This window comes from Ehrlichia minasensis (genome assembly GCF_004181775.1).
Lineage (GTDB): Bacteria > Pseudomonadota > Alphaproteobacteria > Rickettsiales > Anaplasmataceae > Ehrlichia > Ehrlichia minasensis.
In genome coordinates this window covers 1-18,921 of the sequence record NZ_QOHL01000001.1, presented here as the reverse complement: position 1 = coordinate 18,921, position 18,921 = coordinate 1, and the positions used below count along the sequence as shown (strand labels likewise).

The window sequence follows — 18,921 nt, the reverse complement described above, 5'->3', positions numbered from 1 at the left end:
CTCTTTATTTATATTTTACTAACACAGCACCTAAGCTAAAACAAAACTACTTAATAAAATATTGCAAAAATCATAAAAATTTTCCGAACAACATATTTCATATCATGTCAGTAAATATCTTATCAGTTTTTATATTACTGCTGCATCCAAAATAACATATAACTTTCCTCATACTATTATGATTAAAACGTAAAAGTAACTAAAGTTCATCAAACTACATTTCTATATACTGCACCAGACAATTTTTATACCACTTGTTTGCATATAAAAATAACGTATAATTTTCCTAATACTAATATGATCAAATGTAAGATTAACTAGAATTTATACTACACATGCCATATTCTGTTACCAGATATTTCATTAACTTTTACATTATCTTTTGTCACCCAAACAACATATGACCTTCTTATATCATTATAATTAATATGTTGAATCATACATTCATTTGGATATACAAACTTCTTCCCTTGTATAATTAAGTCCACACCAATACAATTGTGCAATATATAATTAGCATTATAAGCTATCAAAATCTTTTTACCAAATTTGCTATATATACATCCCTCATCTTTCTTACAAGATAAGTATTGATTATCTCTAAGAGGATGCCTTAACATTTCATTTTGACCATTTTGTTTTGCCCATGTTAAGTTTATAAAATTTGTCAAATGAGCCTTTTGATTAGTTGCATATAATTTACCATCCAACTCCTTAACCACAATATTATGCTGATTTATCATAATATCAGGAGTCACATAGTTAAGACCAATAAAAAACCCACACGCAATCAGCATTAATCCACAAAATCTCAGATTTCCTTTCCACAAGCACAAAAACAAAAACCCAAAAGTAACAATTAATATGGATATTGAAGAAAAAGCATGAAACAACAGTACTAACTTCTTCATTCCTGAGATGTACTGAACTATATACATAAGTAACCCAACTGCACTTTCCACCATCCATGAAACACAGTACTCTAAATTAACAACACCTAGTATTATATAAAGTAACCCTAATGGCATTATCAAAAATGTTGTAACTGGTATTGCAAGCAAATTAGCAAAAACTCCTGCAATAGAAAAATAGTTAAAATGGTATATCACATAAGGAAGTGTAGCTAAACCTGCAATCAAGGAACTCAAAATAATTGATAAAAAATACTGTAGTATATTATTTATCACTACTAATCTAAAAAAAATATTACGACTAGCAATAAGAGCAAGCACAGCAGCAAATGACATTTGAAAACTTGGGCTCAGTAATGATTCAGGACTAAATAATAATATAATAAATGAAGCAATTGCTATAGAACAAAAACTATCATGACTTCTATCTATTAAAACACCAACAAATATGCAACTTACCATGATAAAAGCGCGTTGAGCTGAAACCGGAACTCCAGCAATTAATAAGTAAATAAGACTTATTACGATCGCTATTATAGCAGAAATTTTTTTTATATTACAACTTTCAGCAAGCCTTTCACATAGTACTAACAAATTTCTTGATAAAACAAAAAACAAACCCGCAATAAAAGATAAATGCAATCCAGAAATAGCAAAAAGATGAGCTATTCCAGTATTTCTAATTGCTTCCATTATATCATTACTAATCCCTTCTTTTTTTCCGATTAACAATGCACTCAATATATTAGCACTATCTTCTGTTAAGTTTCGTAGAAATATCTTATATATATTAAACCTGACAAATTCTATATATTCTGTAATTTTTCTACTGTTCTTCTTTTCAAACAAAGACACATCACTAACTGCAAAACCTACTGCACTTACATTTTTAAAATATGATACAAGAGAAAAATCATAAGAAAATTGTGATACAGCCATTGATGGAGGATAAACCACAGCAGAAAATTTTACACTATCACCTATTGTCACATTACTATCTAGTTTAGTACGAACTATCAACCTAATGCACTTTATATTATATTTACTGTTTTTTACATCACAAACAATTAACCTTCTATACGACTGTTTAGCGTTAATTTCCTTAATTGTAGCAACAACATCCTTTAGATACACTTGATACTGCAATGGCACGCTAACAAAATAATGAGCTTTTATTTGCACACTAACAAAACCTAATAAGATAAAAAAAATAGATAAAAATAAAAAACTACATCTTTTTAAACAAATAAAAATTAAACTAACAAACAATAAGACAACAATGCATATTAATACTCCACCTTGTGGCTCATTATCTAAAGAAAAGTAGAATATTATGCCAATTCCTTGTAATACTGGTATCCAAATTATCAGAACATTTTTATTATCATTGAAACTTTTGTATAACAATGACGTTATCTTGTTGATAATGATACTCACTAGTGGTACATAAATTAATAATATTTAAGATATTAATATTATATTTTTTATAAATCACCTAAGGTTTATTACATATCCCACAAGAAACATTGTATTTTAAAAAATAAATATTAATTTTTTAACTTAAATTAGCTTTATAGTTCATCATAACAAATTCTATTGTAGTAAAATCTTTCTACGTATTGACTCACTGACAAAAAGATATTCAGAAAATACTTTACAATAACATATAAGATTACTATATACTAGCATCCCATAATCTGCTATCACAATAATTAATTGATCAATAATGATCTTTTAAATAGTATGTTACGGGCTTTAAAATTATAATAAGTAAACCTATTATAAGTAAATTTCAAACATTAACAATAACATTACATGCTACACTAAAAAAATAATACATATAGGAACTCAAAAGTTTCCCAGCTAAGTTTCCATATAAAAATTTATTAGATTAATATTTTATCTATTAATATTTGATGTGTAATCAATAGTGATTTAAAAACACATAAACTGTATAAAACTAGGTCATTTTATAAAATAGTTTCAAAAACTATCAACAAATAATACCGCAGTACGTTATTTACCATTACTAATTTAAAACAAACGTTATAACTAGCAATAAAAACAAGCACAGTAACAATGAAACTTGAAAACTTGGATTTAGCAATAATTCAGGATTCAATAATAATATGACAAATAAAACAATCACTATAGAACAAAAACTATCACGATTTCTATCTATTAAAACACTAATAAATTTAGCATAATAATTTTAAAAACATGATTCTATGGATCTTAAAATTATAGTAAGTAAATATATTATCAGTAAATTTTAAAGATCAATAATAACCTTATATACTACAATAATACTACTATAACTAAAAAGACCTCAAAATCCCACCAAGTTCTTTAGCTACAGCATTAATTATTAAATCAGAAGCATCCTTTATTTCTTGATCATTTAATGTATGATCAACAGGGTTAAAAGTCACTGATAATCCAACTGATAATTTATTATCACCAATACTACTTCCTTGATACAAATCAAAAACTGTAACATTATCTATCAACGCAATATTACTGTTCTTAGTTACATCTATCAAATGCTGTATACTTATATTTTTATCAATCAAAAAAGCAAAATCACGCTTTACAGACTGATAACATGATTCCTTAAATTTTTTATGTGCTACATCTATTTTAGGAATTTTGTATAAAAATACTTCAAAACAAACTATAGGACGCTTTATTTCGTATAAATTTACAATATCAGGATGCAATTCACCAAAATATCCTAGACAAATATCTTTAAAGTATACATCTGCAGATCGCACAGGATGAAGATACGACTTATCAGATTTCTTTAATTCTATAGAATGAGATTCAATATTTAATTCTTGTAATATACTAATAACATCAGATTTAACATCAAAAACATCAACAGGCCTATCACATTTATAAAGATTACGTGGTAAATTATTCCCATACCTTACACCACAAACTACATTACTGTTGCTACCACATATATTATCAACACCATAAATCTGACCTATTTCAAAAATAGCTATTTCACTACTTCCGTATGCCTGATTTTCATATACAACCTGTATCAAATTTAATAAAAGACTAGGACGCATTGAATTCAATTTATCACTAATAGGATTATCTATCAGTAGTAACTCTGAACTATAACCTAACTTTTCAGCAAACACCATATTCGTAAATGACCAAGTAATCACTTCCATTAATCCTTCAGATAACAACACTGCCTTTAATCTATCATGATAATCATCAGAAATATCAACATGAGAAATAGGTATAGGTTCTTCACATATCTTATCATACCCATATAACCTAAGCACTTCTTCTACAATATCTGAAGAGTGCTTAATATCAGATCTCCACGAAGGCACAGTGATATTCCATACACATTCATTACTGCTATCTACAACAAAGCCAAGTTTAATTAAAAAATTAGAAATTTCTTTTTCTGAAATATCAACATTCCCTATACTTCTTACAGATTCTGGCAAAAAAGACAATTCAATATCATCAATTACATGAACTTCATCAGACACAACATCAAAAGGTGTTCCACCACAATATTCTAATATCATTTTCGTAGCCAAATCTAGACCAGTTTGCAAGAATCTAGGATCAACAAACCTTTCAAAACGATAACTAGAATCAGTAGATAACTTAATTTTTTTCGAAGATAATGCAATATCTATAGGAGCAAACCATGCAGATTCTAAAAAAATATCTTCTGTATCTAATAAGCAGCTGCTTAACTTTGAGCCTATCACTCCAGCAACACTGTGAATATTATTTCCCAAATCAACAGCAACAATATTTTCTGTACCTAAAATATACTTCTTATCATTAAGCGCATAAAATTCTGTTTGATTATCAGCATTTTTAAAAGTCAACTTATTTGTTATTTTACTTGCATCATACACGTGAAGTGGTCTATTAAAAGACAACATTATATAGTTTGTTATATCTACAACAAATGAAATTGAGTTGATGCCACATGCAAAAAGACAATCTCTTAACCATCTTGGGCTTGCACAATTTCTTATACCTTTAATATATCTACCCTTAACTATTCCATCAGTTTGTAAAGAAATTTCAATTGGTGAAGAACAATTAGAATGATTAACAAACTGATCTACATCTTTTAATTTCCCTACACCTGCTGCAGCTAAATCACGAGCTATACCATATACACCCAAACAATCACCACGATTTGGAGTAATGCTAACTTCTATCACTGGATCACAAGGAAAAAAAGTATCTCCCACATTATAAGTGTCAGGCAATTCAATTATTCCATTACTAGAACTATCATGATCGATTATCCCTAGTTCATACTTAGAGCATAACATACCATAACTTTCAACACCACGTAATTTTACTACTTCAATGACAGATTGATTTGTTGGCATTACACTACCAACACACGCTAAGACTGATCTCATACCAGCTCTTACATTAGAAGCACCACACACAATTTGGAGAATTTGCTTTCCATCAGATACTTTACAAACCTTCAATTTGTTAGCTGAATGATGAGGACTTACTTCTAATACCTCAGCAATTACAAAAGTTTTTAAATGTTCACAATAATCTACATTATTTACTTCTATACCAATACTACTAAGCTTCTTGATTATCATATCTAAAGACACATCTGTATCAAGATAACTCCTTAACCAAGAAAATGTAAATTTCATAAAATCACTTTATATAAAAAACATGAGTATGAAATATAGAACTAAGAACCATTATTTTCAACAGTTACTACTTGTCTATCAACAAGCTCTATTATCGCCATAGGTGCACTATCACCTTTACGAAAACCATTCTTTATAATTCTAGTATACCCACCATTCCTACTCTTATAACGCACTGACAATACATCAATTAATTTATCAGCAGCATCAGAATTCTTAACTTTAGAAATTAGTAATCTTTTCCCATAAACTAAATTCTTCTTATGATATACTTTACCAATAGTAATCAATTTCTCTACATAAGGACGTACCTCTTTAGCTTTAGGTAGAGTCGTAGATATTCTCTCGTGCTTAATTAAAGATATACACAAATTTAAAAGCATAGCCATTCTGTGAGCACTAGTACGAGAAAACTTTCTATGAGCAACACGATGCCTCATAATATAACCTCATTCTTCACTATATTGTTTACTTAAACTCTCAATGGATTCAGGAGGCCAATTTGCAATCTTCATACCTAAATGCAGATTCATACTTGCTAACAGCTCATTAATCTCATTAAGCGACTTTCTACCAAAATTTGGAGTTCTCAACATATCAGATTCAGTTTTTTGAACTAAATCACCTATATAAGTAATATTATCATTCTTCAAACAATTATAAGACCTGACTGAAAGTTCTAACTCATCAACTTTACGTAATAAATTAGAATCATATGGTAATGAATCTTTAGTATCAATTTTCTTATGAGGCTCATCAGTTTCATCAAAGTTAATAAATGGTTGAAATTGATCTTGTAAAATCCTTGCAGCTAATGCTACAGCTTCATCAGGTAAAATAGATCCATCAGTTTCCACTGATAATACTAACCTATCATAGTCTGTAAACTGACCAATACGGCTACTTTCAACTTTAAAAGATGCCTTTTTAATAGGACTGTAAAGAGCATTAGTAGCAATAAAATTTACTGGCACATCACTAAGCTTGCCAACTGACTTACGTTTTACAGCAGAAACATAACCTTTCCCAGAATTAACATACATTTTTATATTGAAATCTACATCCTGATCTAACGTACAAATTAATAAATCTTTGTTGAGTATTACACAATCATCAGTATCAGGTATCATGCCAGATCTTACTTCACATGGTCCTTTAACCATAAGAGACAAAACCTTATTATTTAGACCAGAAAGCTTTACCCTCATCATACTAATATTTAACAGAATATCTGTAACATCTTCCCTCACTCCAGAAATTGAAGTAAATTCATGCAAAACATTCTCTATTTCAACACCATAAACAGCAAAACCACGTAAAGAAGACATCATTACTCTTCTTAAAGCATTACCTAAAGTTAAAGCAAAACCACTTTCAAGAGGTTCAATAATTAAATCCGCTTTATTTGGAGAAGCACCATTAGACTCTACTCTAATAGAAGAAGGTTTAGTTAACTTACTCCAATGATCACTCATCGATATATAACCCACTGCGTTAGAATACGCATTCCCTACTGTCATATAACCCGAATCTTGAGTAACAGAATTAGAATCCTCATCGAAAATCACAACAGAACCTCACATACTAATAAATACACTTAAACTCTACGTCTTCCTGGAAGTTTACATCCATTGTGCGGAAGCTTTGTAGTATCTTTAATAGAAGTAACATTTAAATTGCAAGCTTGAACAGCTCTTATAGCTGCTTCTCTACCTGCACCAGGACCAGAAACCTTAATAGACACTGTTTTCATCCCATTTTGTTCAACAACTGTCTTAACAGCATAACTCGCTGTTTCCTGTGCTGCATAAGGAGTTGCTTTTTTAGATCCTTTAAAGCCACATGCGCCAGCAGAAGTACATATTAACGAATGGCCTTGCTGATCTGTAACTGTTACAATAATATTATTATAGGTAGCATGAATGTATACTACCCCAACTACCACATTTCTCTTTTTCTTTTTATACACTATACTCATAATATACCTTGTTATTTCTTCTTAGCAGCAACTGGTAATTTTGATCTACCTTTACGAGTTTTAGCATTAGTATGAGTCCTTTGACCACGAACAGGTAACCCCTTTCTATGCCTTAACCCTCTATAACACCCTATATCAGTCAAAAATTTGATATTCATGCTAACTTCTTTTCTCAAATCACCTTCTACTATATAATTTTCTCTAATAAAATTCCTAATTCTAATAATTTCATCATCACTTAAATTTACAACGCGAACATTATGATCAATATTACAACCTTCACAGATTCTATTAGCTAAAGAAAGACCAATACCATATATATAAGTTAAAGCAATAACTACACGCTTATTTGTAGGAATATTTACTCCAGCTATACGTGCCACTAACTTCCCTCCACAAGATAATAAATGCTTTGTAATATAGCAAATATGCAGACTAACGTCAACCAATAATTAAAGGTGCTATTTTTTCTTTTATATCACAAGCAACTTCTTCTATTGACTTTCCTGCATCAATGCACACAATCTTATCACAATAATAATTTTCTAACTTTTTAATTTCTTCATTATATTTATCTACTCTTCTCACAATAACTTCCAGTTTATCATCATAGCGATAATCCAATTTATTACTGTTACAAAAACTACAAGTAATTTCATCAATTTTTTTATCAAAAAAACTTAAATTTGAAACCTGTCCACAACTCTTACATAAAATACGGCTAGATAATCTACTCTTGATCACTTCTAAATCTAGCTGCAACTGTATTACTATATCAACCTGACTGCTGTATTCTGCCAAAATTTTTGTTAAAAACTCTGCCTGACTTAAATTTCTTGGAAAACCATCTAATAAAAATCCATTCTTTACTTTACTAATAGATTTAGAAAACATTTTACATACTAAGTCATCATCTACTAAACCACCAGATTCTATAATTTTCTTAATTCTTCTACCATCATCAGTATTCAGTTTTGCCTCATTCCTTAATAAATCACCTGTTGAAATTATAGAAATATTACTATAGGTTTCTGATAAAATATGGCACTGTGTACCTTTTCCAGAGCCAGGAGGACCAAAAATTAATATATTTATTTTATTTTCCATAGCTCAGATTTTCTAATTAAAGTATTGTATCTACTAGAGTATAAATGTGTTTGCACCTGAGAAAATGTATCAATTATTACATTCACTATTATTAAAAAGCTAGTACCACCTAAAGTAAAAGAAACAGAATAATTATATCTTATTAATTCAGGAATTATACAAATAATTGTTAAATAAATTGACCCTAAAACGGTTAATCTCTTAATTACATAATTAAAGTACTCACATGTACCATTCCCTGGCCTTTTTCCAGGAACAAAACCTCCATTTTTTTTTAATATTTCTGATGTTTCCTTTGCATCAAAAACAAAAGCCGTATAAAAAAATGCAAAAAAGACTATTAACAATGCATAACACACTATGTATAGCAATTTACCAGAAGAAAAGTACATTAATATAAAATCAGACCACGGAGAACCACCTTGATGAAAATTCGCCACAGTAATAGGAGATAATAATAAAGCATTCGCAAAAATAGGTGGTATTACACCAGAAATGTTAATTTTCAATGGAATATAACTAGAACTGCTTCCATATAATTTATTCTTAATTTGTCTTTTTGGATACTGTACTAATATCTTTCTGTAAGATTTCTCGACAAAAATAATTAATAACAATAACGCAAAAAATATTAAAACCATCAATAAGATTACAAATATTGGGACATTACCATTTCTTCCTAACAAAAACATAGAAGAAAAAGATCCAGGCAACTCAGCTATGATACCTGTAAATATAATCATAGATACACCATTACCTATACCGTTTTTATTAATTCTTTCACCTAACCATAATAAAAACATTGTACCACCTAACAAGCTACTAATACCTACTACACGAAATAACAAACCAGGATCAATTACTACAATACTATTTTCTGTATTCATTTTTTCTAATCCAAGCAAAATAACAGAACCTTGCACCACACAGAAAAAAATAGTCATATACCTTATATAACTATTAATTTTAATTCTACCTAATTCACCATTCTGCCTAAGTTCATTTAATCTTGGAACAGTAACTGATAATAGCTGAATAATTATAGAAGATACTATGTATGGCATAACATTTAAGGCAAAAACTGTCATTCTACCTAAAGCACCACCAGAAAATACATTAAAAATCCCTAGTACACCTACTGAATGCTTACTAACAACTGCATCTATGATATCTGGATTTACACCAGGAATAGGTATATAAGTACCCAAACGATACACAATAAGACATAATAAAGTAAACCAAAGCTTACACAATAAATTATCCTTATTCCAAGATAGCAAATCCATTTTTTGTGACATAAGATTACTTAACTATGAAACTAAACATTACACTTTATTTTCCGATACACTACTTAATAAAGTAACTTGTGAACCTGCTGACTTTGAAATAAAATCATATTCAATAGCTACTGAAGTATTCAATTTGCCATCACCAAGAATTTTTACTTTCTCTTTAATAGAAAAAATCACACCTAAATTAAACAATACTTCTTTTGTAATAGCAGAACCATTTTCAATCTTTTTACTATCAATTAATCTTTGAATCGTAGATAAATTGATTATAGAATACTTACTCTTAAATAGAGAGTTAAAACCCCTCTTAGGAAGTCTAGTAAATATAGGTTGTTGTCCACCTTCAAAACCATTGATAGAAACTCCAGATCTTGCTCTTTGCCCCTTATGACCACGACCAGAAGTTTTACCCTTTCCGCACCCTATACCTCTACCTAATACCTTAGTTTTTTTCTTTTTAGGTAATCCGCTAAATATATTATTTAATTTTACAACAGCATCCATAAATTACCTATTTTCAATAATATCACCTATCTTCTTACTTCTTTTATTAGCTACCTGCTTTGGCGACAGCATTTTCTTAAAAGCAGCAAAAACAGCATACACAACGTTATGTGGATTTGAAGAGCCTATAGATTTTGCTACAACATCTTGCACTCCTAAAACCTCAAAAATTAAACGTATAGAACCACCAGCTATAATACCTGTACCCATTTTGGCTGATCTTAACATCACTTTACTTGCACAAAATTTAGCTTTCACATCATGATGTAAAGTTCTTGACTCACGTAAATGTACTCTTATCATATTTTTTTTAGCAGCATTAACAGCTTTAACCTTAGCTTCAGATACTTCAAGATGTTTCCCTATACCACAACCAACTTTACCTTTTTCATCACCTATAACCACTAACACTGAAAAAGAAAATCTTCTACCACCTTTTACAACTTTCGCAACTCTTCTGACAGAAACTATTAACTCAGAAAAATCATTAGCACCATGAACATTTCGTGATTTCTTTACAACATCCATATTATCAAACCTACATATTAAATTTCAAAACCATAATTCCGCAACTCATCCGCAAATTCAGAAACTATTCCCATATACTTATAAGGCCCTCTATCGAAAACAAATTTTTTGCAATTATCTAACTTATTCAATCTATCAGACATCAATTTTGCAATAATTTTTACAGCACTACTATTAACTTTTCTATTAGTTAGCGCAATAACCTCACTCTCTAAAGTAGATGCTGAAGCAAATGTTCTCCCACATTTATCATCTATTAATTGTACATAAAAATGTCTGTTTGACTTAAAAATAGACAACCTCAATAAAGACGAATTCCTTCTTAATTTTAACCTAACACGCTTCTTACGTCTTTCAAATCTAGTAATACAATCAGATACCATAAATAATCACCCTACTTACTTTTTCTTGTTAACTTCTTTCCTATGAATATACTTACCTTTAATAGAGATACCTTTACCTTTATATGGATTATACTTTCTAATTGAACATATATCAGATGCTACCATATATACTTTTTGCTTATCACAACCTTTCACTAATATTTGAGTAGGCTTAACACATTGAATAACAATACCTTTAGGTATTTTATATTTTATTCCATGACTAAAGCCTAAAAATAGAGATAAATACTCACCATTAACTTCAGCTTTATATCCAACACCGTTAACTTCAAGTTCAACTACCACACCTTCAGATAAGCCTATAGCATAATTATTAATTATACTTCTATAAGTCCCCCAGATTACCTTTGACTTGATAGATTTATCATTAATACTTAATACTATCTTCCCATCAGTAATATCACAAAGTACATTATGATTCAAATCTAATTTTAACGAATTCTCACTATTCTTTAAGATAAGTTGATTATCAACCAAATCTACCTGAACATTACTAGGAATCGTTATAGGCATAGAGCCAACTCTTGACATTAAATTAATCTCCTAAAAAACACCACATAAAATTTCTCCACCAACACCAGCCTTACGAGCATTATAATCTGACATAATTCCTTTAGATGTCGATATTATATATAAACCTAACCCATTATAAAATTTAGGCATATCTTTAGCTGAACAATAACATCTTTTACCTGGCTTTGATATTCTAGCTATCTGACTAATTACAGGAGCACCATTATAATACTTAAGCTTTACCTTAAAAAATTTTATACTGGAGCTTTTTGATTGCTCAGTAAATCCATCTATATATCCTTCTGAAAGTAAAATTTGTAGTATAGCATGAATAACACAAGAATAAGAAACTACTATTACCTTATTCATACTTAATTGTCCATTACGTATACTTGTTAAAAAATTAGCAATAGGATCTGACAAAGACACTACTAATACCCTCCTTTCAATATTACCAACTAGACTTAGTCAATCCAGGTATTTGACCAATTGAACCTAATTGACGTAAAACAATACGAGAAACTTTAAACTTCCTATAACAGCCTCTAGGCCTTCCAGTAACTAAACATCTATTTCTAATTCTAATATAAGATGAATCTCTAGGAAGCTTAGATAACTTGACTTGAGCTAAAAATCTATCATTCATAGAAACAGATTGATCTTTAATTATAGCCTTTAGTTCATCTCTTTTACTTTTTAATCTACTACAAATAGATATACGTTTTAAATTCCTTTGTATTACAGATTTTCTTGACATGCACGCCCTTTAATTAATAAACGGAAAACCAAATTCCATCAATAATAACTTAGCATCATTATTATTAATCGCATTTGTTACAATATTTATATCTAATCCCAATATTTTATCTATTTTATCATAATCTATTTCTAAGAATGAAATATGCTCTTTTATGCCAATCGATAAATTACCACAACCATCAAATTGACTAACAGACAACCCTTTAAAATCCTGTTCTCTAGGAAGAACAACATGAATAAGCCGCTCTAAAAATTCATACATCTTATTATTTCTTAAAGTCACCTTACATCCAATAGGGAATCCTTTACGTATTTTAAATCCAGCTATAGACTTTTTTGCATAAGTTGCTACAGGCTTCTGACCAGCTATCAATGCAAGATCACGAACACAAGAATTCATAACCTTACTATCAGACCCTCTTACACCAAGCCCCATATTTAAACAAACCTTTACAATCTTAGGAACTTGCATAACATTACTATATCCAAGTTTAGTTTTCAAAGACGGCACAATATGACTTTTATATAAATCCTTTAACATAAAAAACAACCTACTCTATAACTTTGCCAGAAGACTTCATAAAACGTACTTTCTTCTCATTAATAAATTTATAACCCACTCTTGTTCGAATTCCGAGCGTAGAGTCAAATAATGCAATATTCGAAAGATTGATAGGTTTTTCAACACTTACAATACCACCATCATTTTTTTGAGTTGCTTTAACACTCTTTTTGCATATATTTACTCCTGACACTACTGCAAAAGAAACATCCTTACCACAGTGTTTTTTTCTCAACACCTTTATTACTTTTCCCATCTTCCCTTTATCTTTGCCACTGATTACTATAACATCATCACCAACAATAATCTTCATACCCATTTTACAATACCTCTACAGCTAAAGACATAACTTTAGAAAAAAGACCAAAAGGTAATTTTTTAATTGGACCAAATACACGAGTCCCTAATGGATCACCTTGATCATTAATTAATACAACAGCATTACTTGAAAATTTTATAATACTTCCATCTAATCTACGCACTGCTTTTTTTACTCTTACAACTACTGCTTTATAAACCTTTCCTTTGCTAACTTTTCCTCGTGGAGTAATTACTTTAGTAGAAACAACAATAACATCACCAACTGAAGCAGATTTCTTACCATTTAACAACCCTATACACAACACCTTACGCGCACCAGAATTATCCGCAACATCTAATAAAGTATTTTTCTGTATCATAAAACCCCATCCTTTAAATTACAATCCACCTTTTAGTAGCAGATATAGGTATATGCTCCTGTATCTTCACAACATCACCACACTTATACTTATTATACTCATCATGTACCACATAACTCTTGCGCTTTTTTACTATCTTGTTATATATCTTATGTCTTACCATACGAAAAACCATTACCTTAATAGTTTTATCACATTTTGCAGCAACTACAACCCCTGTTAAAACTTTCTTATTAGACATGCTTTTCCTCTTGTTTCCTTTCATTCAACACTGTTAATACTCTAGCTATATCTTTTTTTATATTGACACAATAAAAATGGTTACCTGATTTATCTATTTTCTTATTTAATACAGCATCAACTAATTCTTTTCTTAAACTCACTAACAATTCACGCAATTCATCACTAGTCTTAGATCTTATATCAACAATATCCATAGCTCAATACCTTTACAATTCATCACTAATAAACTTACATTTCATTGGAAGTTTAGCTTGAGCCTTATTTAATGCCTCCCTTGCTAAATTTAATGATACACCACTTATCTCAAATAAGATCTTTCCAGGTTTTACCTTGCATACCCACATCTCAACACTTCCTTTACCTTTCCCCATACGAACATCCATGGGTTTCTTACTAACAGAAGTATGACAAAATGCTCTAATCCACACTTTACCAACACGTTTTAAAGTTCTTGAAATACTTCTTCTTGCAGACTCGATTTGTTTCGAAGTTAACCTAGCTGGCTCTAAAGCTTTCAACCCATAAGACCCAAAAGATAAAGTATATCCACCTTTTGCATTACCACTGATACGTCCTTTAAAACACTTTTTATACTTAGTTTTTTTAGGTATAAACATAATTTCCACTCACCAATTATTCATTACTCGATTTTGTTTCGCCAAGATAGACCCAAACTTTAACACCTATTATTCCATAAATTGTCTTTGCCTCAGAAAACCCATAATCTATATTAGCTCTAAACGTATGCAATGGGATACTACCTTCTTTATACCACTCAGTTCTAGCAATTTCAGCTCCACCTAATCTACCAGCACAACTAACTTTTATTCCCTTTGCACCTATCTTTAAACAGTTTTGTACACTTCTTTTCATTGCACGTCTAAAAGATATCCTTTTCTCTAATTGTTGTGCTATATTTTCCGCTATTAAAACCGCTTTTAATTCAGGCTTCTTTACTTCTATAATATTCAATTCAATATTATTATTTATCATTTTAACAATTTGCTGCTTAACCTTATCAATATCAGCACCTTTTTTACCTATAATTACACCAGGCTTAGCAGAATATACATTAACCATAATTAAATCTACTTTCCTTGCTATGACAACTTTACTAATTGCAGCATGATAGAAAGCCTTTTTTATAAACTTACGTAATAAAAAATCTTCATGTAGCTTTGTAGTATAATCCTTATTGGCATACCACAAAGAATCCCAAGTATTAATTATTTTTAACCTTAATCCAATAGGATTACACTTTTGACCCATAAATTATATCCTCTCAAATAATTTTATGATAACGTTACCATAATGCTTATGCACTCTACATGCTTTACCTCGTGCACGTGCATGAACCCTACGCAGAGAAAAAGATTTACCAACTAAAACTTCTTTTACATAAAGATTATCAAGATCAACATTATAATTAGCTTGCGCATTAGCAATGGCCGATTTTAAAACATTACTGATATAGCTAGCAGATTTCTTTTTACAAAATTTTAAATACATCATAGCAACAGATACATCCTTCCCTCTAATCAAATCAGCAACCAAATTTAATTTAGAAGGAGTAGATCTTAATCCAATACCTTTAGCTGTTACCAATACTTTACCCATAACCTAACCCAACCTATTTCCTAGATACCTTTTTATCACCAACATGCCCAGTATAACGACGAGTTGGAGAAAATTCACCAAACTTACGTCCAACCATATTATCATTTACTTTTACAGGAACATAAATTTTACCATTATAAACCCCAAAAGTTAAACCTATAAACTTATTTAAGATAACAGAAGATCTAGAGTGAATATTGATAATAGAATTCAATTTATTCTGAGCTACAGCTTTATTTACTAGACGTAAAACATGTGGCGCACAAAAAGGAGGCTTTTTAATAGATCTAGACATATTCTACCCTTTATCAGATACACGTTTAATATACTTATTACTAGACTTATTTCTCTTTCTAGTCTTTTTACCTTTTGTTGATATACCCCACGGAGTAACAGGGTTTCTACCACCAGAAGTTTTACCTTCACCTCCACCATGAGGATGATCTATAGGGTTCATAGCCACACCACGCACAGTAGGCCTAATACCTAGCCATCTATTTCTACCAGCCTTACCTAACTTTACATTTTGATTATCCAAATTAGATACTATACCTACAGTAGCACGACAATCTGACAATACTTTCCTTATTTCACCAGAACTTAGTCTCAATAAAACGTACATACCATCCTTACTCATTAACTGAGCATAAGTTCCAGCAGATCTTGCTATCACACCACCATTACCGGGTCTTAACTCAACATTATGCACAAATGTTCCAACAGGAATAGATTTTAACATAAGGCAATTTCCAGGTAATATATCAGACCCTTCACCAGATATAACAATATCCCCTTTTTTTAACCCATTAGGCGCAATGATATAAGACTTTTCGCCATCATCATAAGATAATAATGCAATAAATGCTGTTCTATTTGGATCATATTCTAATCTTTCAACAGTAGCAGAAACACCAATCTTATTTCTTTTAAAATCAATAATTCTATACAATCGTTTATGACCTCTACCACGATGGCGTACAGTAATCACACCACGAGAATTCCTACCACCACAAGAAATTTTATAACTAATTAAAGACTTCTCTGGCTTACCTTTCCACAACATTGATTTGTCCAACAATACAGTACCACGCAAAGACGCTGTTACTGAATTTAAATTTTTAATACCCATTTCTATTCTATTTCATTCCCATATATTTAAAATTTTGATCCTTTGGCAAAGAAAAATAAACTTTTTTCCTATCTTTCCTACGACCAACTATACCTTTAAAATGCTTCTTTTTCCCTTTCTGATTTATGATATTAATATGAGTGGCATCTAAATCAAAAACCAATTTCAAAGCCTTTTTAATTTTTTGTTTATTAGCATCAACAGACACATAAATAGCATACTTATTAAACTTCTCATTCAATAATACTGCTTTCTCTGTAATAATAGAGGACTGTATAACATTAAAATAATTAATCATAATAACCTTTCTTCTAAATACTTTACAGCTCCAACAGTTAAAATTATGCAATCATGCCTTAAAATATCTAAAACATTAGTTCCAATCTGCTTTAATAAAGTTACATTATGCAAATTCCTACAAGAGCAGACTACATTTTTATTATAATCCTTATCGATAATCAGAAAAGATTTATGCTCAAAATTTCTAATAAACTGCAATACTTGCGTAGTCTTCACAAAATTAACATCAATACTATCTAAAATCAATAATTTATTACAAGAATTCTTCAATGATAAAGCAACTTTCAAGCCTAGCTTACGGACTTTTTTATTTAATGAATAAGTATGATTTCTTACTACAGGACCAAAAATAACAGCACCACCCCTGAACTGTGGACTACGCAAACTACCTTGCCTTGCCTTACCAGTATGCTTTTGCCTATAAGGCTTAGCAGTTGTACCAGAAATATCACTTATAATTTTCGCTTTATGTGTTCCAGCACGTCTTTTTGATAACTGCCAATTAACCACCATCTTCAATATGTCTGGCCTATAATTTACAGAAAATATCAAAGGATTCAAATCAATCGTTCCAATTTTATCACTATTTACATTTATTATATTAACTTCCATATTGATCTCATACAATATTATCTAACTTTAAATCTTCAGTACACACAGGAAAAGAATTTTTTGGAACTGATTTTTTTACAGCATCCTTCACAAAAACATAAGAACCTTTAGCACCAGGAATATTATTACCTTTCACAACCAATAAAGATCTTTCTTGATCAACTAAAATAACCTTAAGATTTTGTACTGTTACTTTACTGTTTCCTAAATGACCGGCCATTTTCTTACCCTTGTATACCCTACCAGGGTCTTGACACTGACCTGTTGAACCTTGAGACCTATGCGCAATAGAAACACCATGAGATGCTTTCAATCCTTTAAAATTATGTCGCTTCATAACACCAGCAAAACCCTTTCCTAAAGAATATCCTGTAACATCAACATACTGATTCTCAACAAAATGAGTAATAGAAACTTTAGCGCCTTTTACTACACCATCTAAACTATCAACTCTGGACTCAAATATTCTACACTTAGCAGTAACATTACTTTTCTCCAAAATTTTTAATTGAGGTTTTTTTACATTAATAGAAGATTCTACCCCTAATACTACTGCATTGTACCCATTGATGTCTTTAGTTTTTGTAGATACAATAAAAGAATCCCTCAAATGCAACAAAGTGACTGGTATTCTTCTTCCTTCATTATCAAAAATTGCAGTATGACCTACTTTCTCTAGAAATAATCCTATTCTTTTAGCCATTGTTGCCCCCAATTACCTTAACTTTTACATCCACTCCAGCAGGCAATTGTAAACTCATCAATGCTTGAATAATTGTAGAATTAGCCCTCGGTAAACTAATCAAACGCTTATGTGTTCTAATCTCAAATTGCTCCCTAGATTTCTTATCAACATGAGTAGACCTGTTAACAATAAACTTCATGATCTTACGAGGAAAAAAAATTGGGCCATTAACACGTGCACCACTTCTTTTAGCAGTTAAAATAATACTGCGTGCAGATCTATCAAGTAAACAGCTATCAAAGGCTTTAAGCTCAATATATATTTTTTGCGTGACCATAAAATACCTACTCCAAAATTTCAGTAATAATACCTGAGCCTACAGTTCTACCACCTTCTCGAATTGCAAATCTCAATCCTTGAT

At 30.4% G+C, this 18,921-nt stretch carries 30 protein-coding genes; all 30 read right to left on the bottom strand.

Annotation, left to right across the window (positions count from 1 at the left end; translation table 11 throughout):
• Window positions 1-329: 329 nt before the first annotated feature.
• Window positions 330-2,348 carry a ComEC/Rec2 family competence protein gene (locus DRF75_RS00150; protein WP_129992463.1) on the bottom strand — a complete coding sequence of 673 codons (2,019 nt, stop codon included), beginning with the start codon at window positions 2,346-2,348 and terminating at the stop codon, window positions 330-332.
• A gap of 592 nt (window positions 2,349-2,940) precedes the next feature.
• On the bottom strand, window positions 2,941-3,093 hold the full coding sequence (locus DRF75_RS05240) for a ComEC/Rec2 family competence protein (RefSeq protein WP_410521728.1): 153 nt from the start codon (window positions 3,091-3,093) through the stop codon (window positions 2,941-2,943).
• 136 nt (window positions 3,094-3,229) lie between these two features.
• Window positions 3,230-5,587: a phenylalanine--tRNA ligase subunit beta gene (gene pheT, locus DRF75_RS00140; RefSeq protein ID WP_129992462.1), complete on the bottom strand. Its 2,358-nt coding sequence runs from the start codon at window positions 5,585-5,587 to the stop codon at window positions 3,230-3,232.
• Window positions 5,588-5,628: 41 nt separating this feature from the next.
• On the bottom strand, window positions 5,629-6,027 hold the full coding sequence (gene rplQ / locus DRF75_RS00135) for a 50S ribosomal protein L17 (RefSeq protein WP_045171312.1): 399 nt from the start codon (window positions 6,025-6,027) through the stop codon (window positions 5,629-5,631).
• 9 nt (window positions 6,028-6,036) lie between these two features.
• Complete coding sequence (locus DRF75_RS00130) at window positions 6,037-7,107, bottom strand: DNA-directed RNA polymerase subunit alpha (RefSeq protein ID WP_410521727.1); 1,071 nt, start codon at window positions 7,105-7,107, stop codon at window positions 6,037-6,039.
• Between the two features lie 77 nt (window positions 7,108-7,184).
• The gene (rpsK, locus tag DRF75_RS00125) at window positions 7,185-7,565 is read right to left on the bottom strand and encodes a 30S ribosomal protein S11 (RefSeq protein ID WP_045171313.1); all 381 of its coding nucleotides are present in this window, start codon (window positions 7,563-7,565) and stop codon (window positions 7,185-7,187) included.
• Window positions 7,566-7,576: 11 nt separating this feature from the next.
• Complete coding sequence (gene rpsM, locus DRF75_RS00120) at window positions 7,577-7,948, bottom strand: 30S ribosomal protein S13 (protein WP_045171342.1); 372 nt, start codon at window positions 7,946-7,948, stop codon at window positions 7,577-7,579.
• Window positions 7,949-8,006: 58 nt separating this feature from the next.
• A complete protein-coding gene (locus DRF75_RS00115; RefSeq protein ID WP_129992461.1) occupies window positions 8,007-8,672 on the bottom strand; it encodes an adenylate kinase family protein in 666 nt (221 codons plus the stop codon).
• Window positions 8,657-9,958, bottom strand: a complete 1,302-nt coding sequence (gene secY, locus DRF75_RS00110) for a preprotein translocase subunit SecY (RefSeq protein ID WP_129992490.1) — start codon at window positions 9,956-9,958, stop codon at window positions 8,657-8,659. The genes DRF75_RS00115 and secY overlap by 16 nt, the downstream gene beginning before the upstream one ends.
• Before the next feature lie 39 nt (window positions 9,959-9,997).
• Window positions 9,998-10,468: a 50S ribosomal protein L15 gene (gene rplO, locus DRF75_RS00105; RefSeq protein WP_045171316.1), complete on the bottom strand. Its 471-nt coding sequence runs from the start codon at window positions 10,466-10,468 to the stop codon at window positions 9,998-10,000.
• 3 nt (window positions 10,469-10,471) lie between these two features.
• Entirely contained in the window at window positions 10,472-10,996 is a 525-nt protein-coding gene (rpsE, locus tag DRF75_RS00100) for a 30S ribosomal protein S5 (RefSeq protein ID WP_045171317.1), read from the bottom strand.
• A 17-nt stretch (window positions 10,997-11,013) separates the two neighbouring features.
• On the bottom strand, window positions 11,014-11,379 hold the full coding sequence (locus DRF75_RS00095) for a 50S ribosomal protein L18 (protein WP_045171318.1): 366 nt from the start codon (window positions 11,377-11,379) through the stop codon (window positions 11,014-11,016).
• A gap of 15 nt (window positions 11,380-11,394) precedes the next feature.
• Window positions 11,395-11,931 carry a 50S ribosomal protein L6 gene (gene rplF, locus DRF75_RS00090; RefSeq protein ID WP_129992460.1) on the bottom strand — a complete coding sequence of 179 codons (537 nt, stop codon included), beginning with the start codon at window positions 11,929-11,931 and terminating at the stop codon, window positions 11,395-11,397.
• A 12-nt stretch (window positions 11,932-11,943) separates the two neighbouring features.
• Complete coding sequence (rpsH, locus tag DRF75_RS00085; protein WP_129992459.1) at window positions 11,944-12,342, bottom strand: 30S ribosomal protein S8; 399 nt, start codon at window positions 12,340-12,342, stop codon at window positions 11,944-11,946.
• Between the two features lie 22 nt (window positions 12,343-12,364).
• On the bottom strand, window positions 12,365-12,670 hold the full coding sequence (rpsN, locus tag DRF75_RS00080) for a 30S ribosomal protein S14 (protein WP_045171321.1): 306 nt from the start codon (window positions 12,668-12,670) through the stop codon (window positions 12,365-12,367).
• Between the two features lie 9 nt (window positions 12,671-12,679).
• Window positions 12,680-13,213, bottom strand: coding sequence for a 50S ribosomal protein L5 (rplE, locus tag DRF75_RS00075; protein ID WP_045171322.1), 534 nt, complete (start codon window positions 13,211-13,213; stop codon window positions 12,680-12,682).
• A gap of 10 nt (window positions 13,214-13,223) precedes the next feature.
• Window positions 13,224-13,553 carry a 50S ribosomal protein L24 gene (gene rplX / locus DRF75_RS00070; protein ID WP_045171323.1) on the bottom strand — a complete coding sequence of 110 codons (330 nt, stop codon included), beginning with the start codon at window positions 13,551-13,553 and terminating at the stop codon, window positions 13,224-13,226.
• 1 nt (window position 13,554) lies between these two features.
• On the bottom strand, window positions 13,555-13,914 hold the full coding sequence (gene rplN / locus DRF75_RS00065; RefSeq protein WP_045171324.1) for a 50S ribosomal protein L14: 360 nt from the start codon (window positions 13,912-13,914) through the stop codon (window positions 13,555-13,557).
• A 13-nt stretch (window positions 13,915-13,927) separates the two neighbouring features.
• Window positions 13,928-14,179 (bottom strand): 30S ribosomal protein S17, encoded by a 252-nt coding sequence (gene rpsQ, locus DRF75_RS00060; RefSeq protein ID WP_045171325.1) that lies wholly within the window; start codon window positions 14,177-14,179, stop codon window positions 13,928-13,930.
• Window positions 14,148-14,351: a 50S ribosomal protein L29 gene (gene rpmC / locus DRF75_RS00055; RefSeq protein WP_045171326.1), complete on the bottom strand. Its 204-nt coding sequence runs from the start codon at window positions 14,349-14,351 to the stop codon at window positions 14,148-14,150. The genes rpsQ and rpmC overlap by 32 nt, the downstream gene beginning before the upstream one ends.
• Window positions 14,352-14,363: 12 nt before the next feature.
• The gene (gene rplP, locus DRF75_RS00050) at window positions 14,364-14,774 is read right to left on the bottom strand and encodes a 50S ribosomal protein L16 (protein WP_045171327.1); all 411 of its coding nucleotides are present in this window, start codon (window positions 14,772-14,774) and stop codon (window positions 14,364-14,366) included.
• Between the two features lie 16 nt (window positions 14,775-14,790).
• Window positions 14,791-15,426: a 30S ribosomal protein S3 gene (rpsC, locus tag DRF75_RS00045; protein ID WP_045171328.1), complete on the bottom strand. Its 636-nt coding sequence runs from the start codon at window positions 15,424-15,426 to the stop codon at window positions 14,791-14,793.
• 3 nt (window positions 15,427-15,429) lie between these two features.
• Complete coding sequence (rplV, locus tag DRF75_RS00040) at window positions 15,430-15,774, bottom strand: 50S ribosomal protein L22 (RefSeq protein ID WP_045171329.1); 345 nt, start codon at window positions 15,772-15,774, stop codon at window positions 15,430-15,432.
• A 13-nt stretch (window positions 15,775-15,787) separates the two neighbouring features.
• Window positions 15,788-16,069 carry a 30S ribosomal protein S19 gene (gene rpsS, locus DRF75_RS00035; protein ID WP_045171330.1) on the bottom strand — a complete coding sequence of 94 codons (282 nt, stop codon included), beginning with the start codon at window positions 16,067-16,069 and terminating at the stop codon, window positions 15,788-15,790.
• 3 nt (window positions 16,070-16,072) lie between these two features.
• On the bottom strand, window positions 16,073-16,903 hold the full coding sequence (rplB, locus tag DRF75_RS00030) for a 50S ribosomal protein L2 (protein ID WP_045171331.1): 831 nt from the start codon (window positions 16,901-16,903) through the stop codon (window positions 16,073-16,075).
• Between the two features lie 7 nt (window positions 16,904-16,910).
• Complete coding sequence (locus DRF75_RS00025) at window positions 16,911-17,201, bottom strand: 50S ribosomal protein L23 (RefSeq protein ID WP_045171332.1); 291 nt, start codon at window positions 17,199-17,201, stop codon at window positions 16,911-16,913.
• Window positions 17,198-17,815, bottom strand: coding sequence for a 50S ribosomal protein L4 (gene rplD, locus DRF75_RS00020; protein ID WP_045171333.1), 618 nt, complete (start codon window positions 17,813-17,815; stop codon window positions 17,198-17,200). Before rplD ends, DRF75_RS00025 begins: the two co-directional genes overlap by 4 nt.
• Window positions 17,816-17,822: 7 nt before the next feature.
• Window positions 17,823-18,518 (bottom strand): 50S ribosomal protein L3, encoded by a 696-nt coding sequence (rplC, locus tag DRF75_RS00015; protein ID WP_045171334.1) that lies wholly within the window; start codon window positions 18,516-18,518, stop codon window positions 17,823-17,825.
• Complete coding sequence (gene rpsJ, locus DRF75_RS00010) at window positions 18,511-18,837, bottom strand: 30S ribosomal protein S10 (protein ID WP_045171335.1); 327 nt, start codon at window positions 18,835-18,837, stop codon at window positions 18,511-18,513. Before rpsJ ends, rplC begins: the two co-directional genes overlap by 8 nt.
• A 7-nt stretch (window positions 18,838-18,844) precedes the next feature.
• The coding region (locus DRF75_RS00005; RefSeq protein ID WP_129992489.1) for an EF-Tu C-terminal domain-related protein at window positions 18,845-18,921 on the bottom strand (77 nt) is incomplete at its 5' end.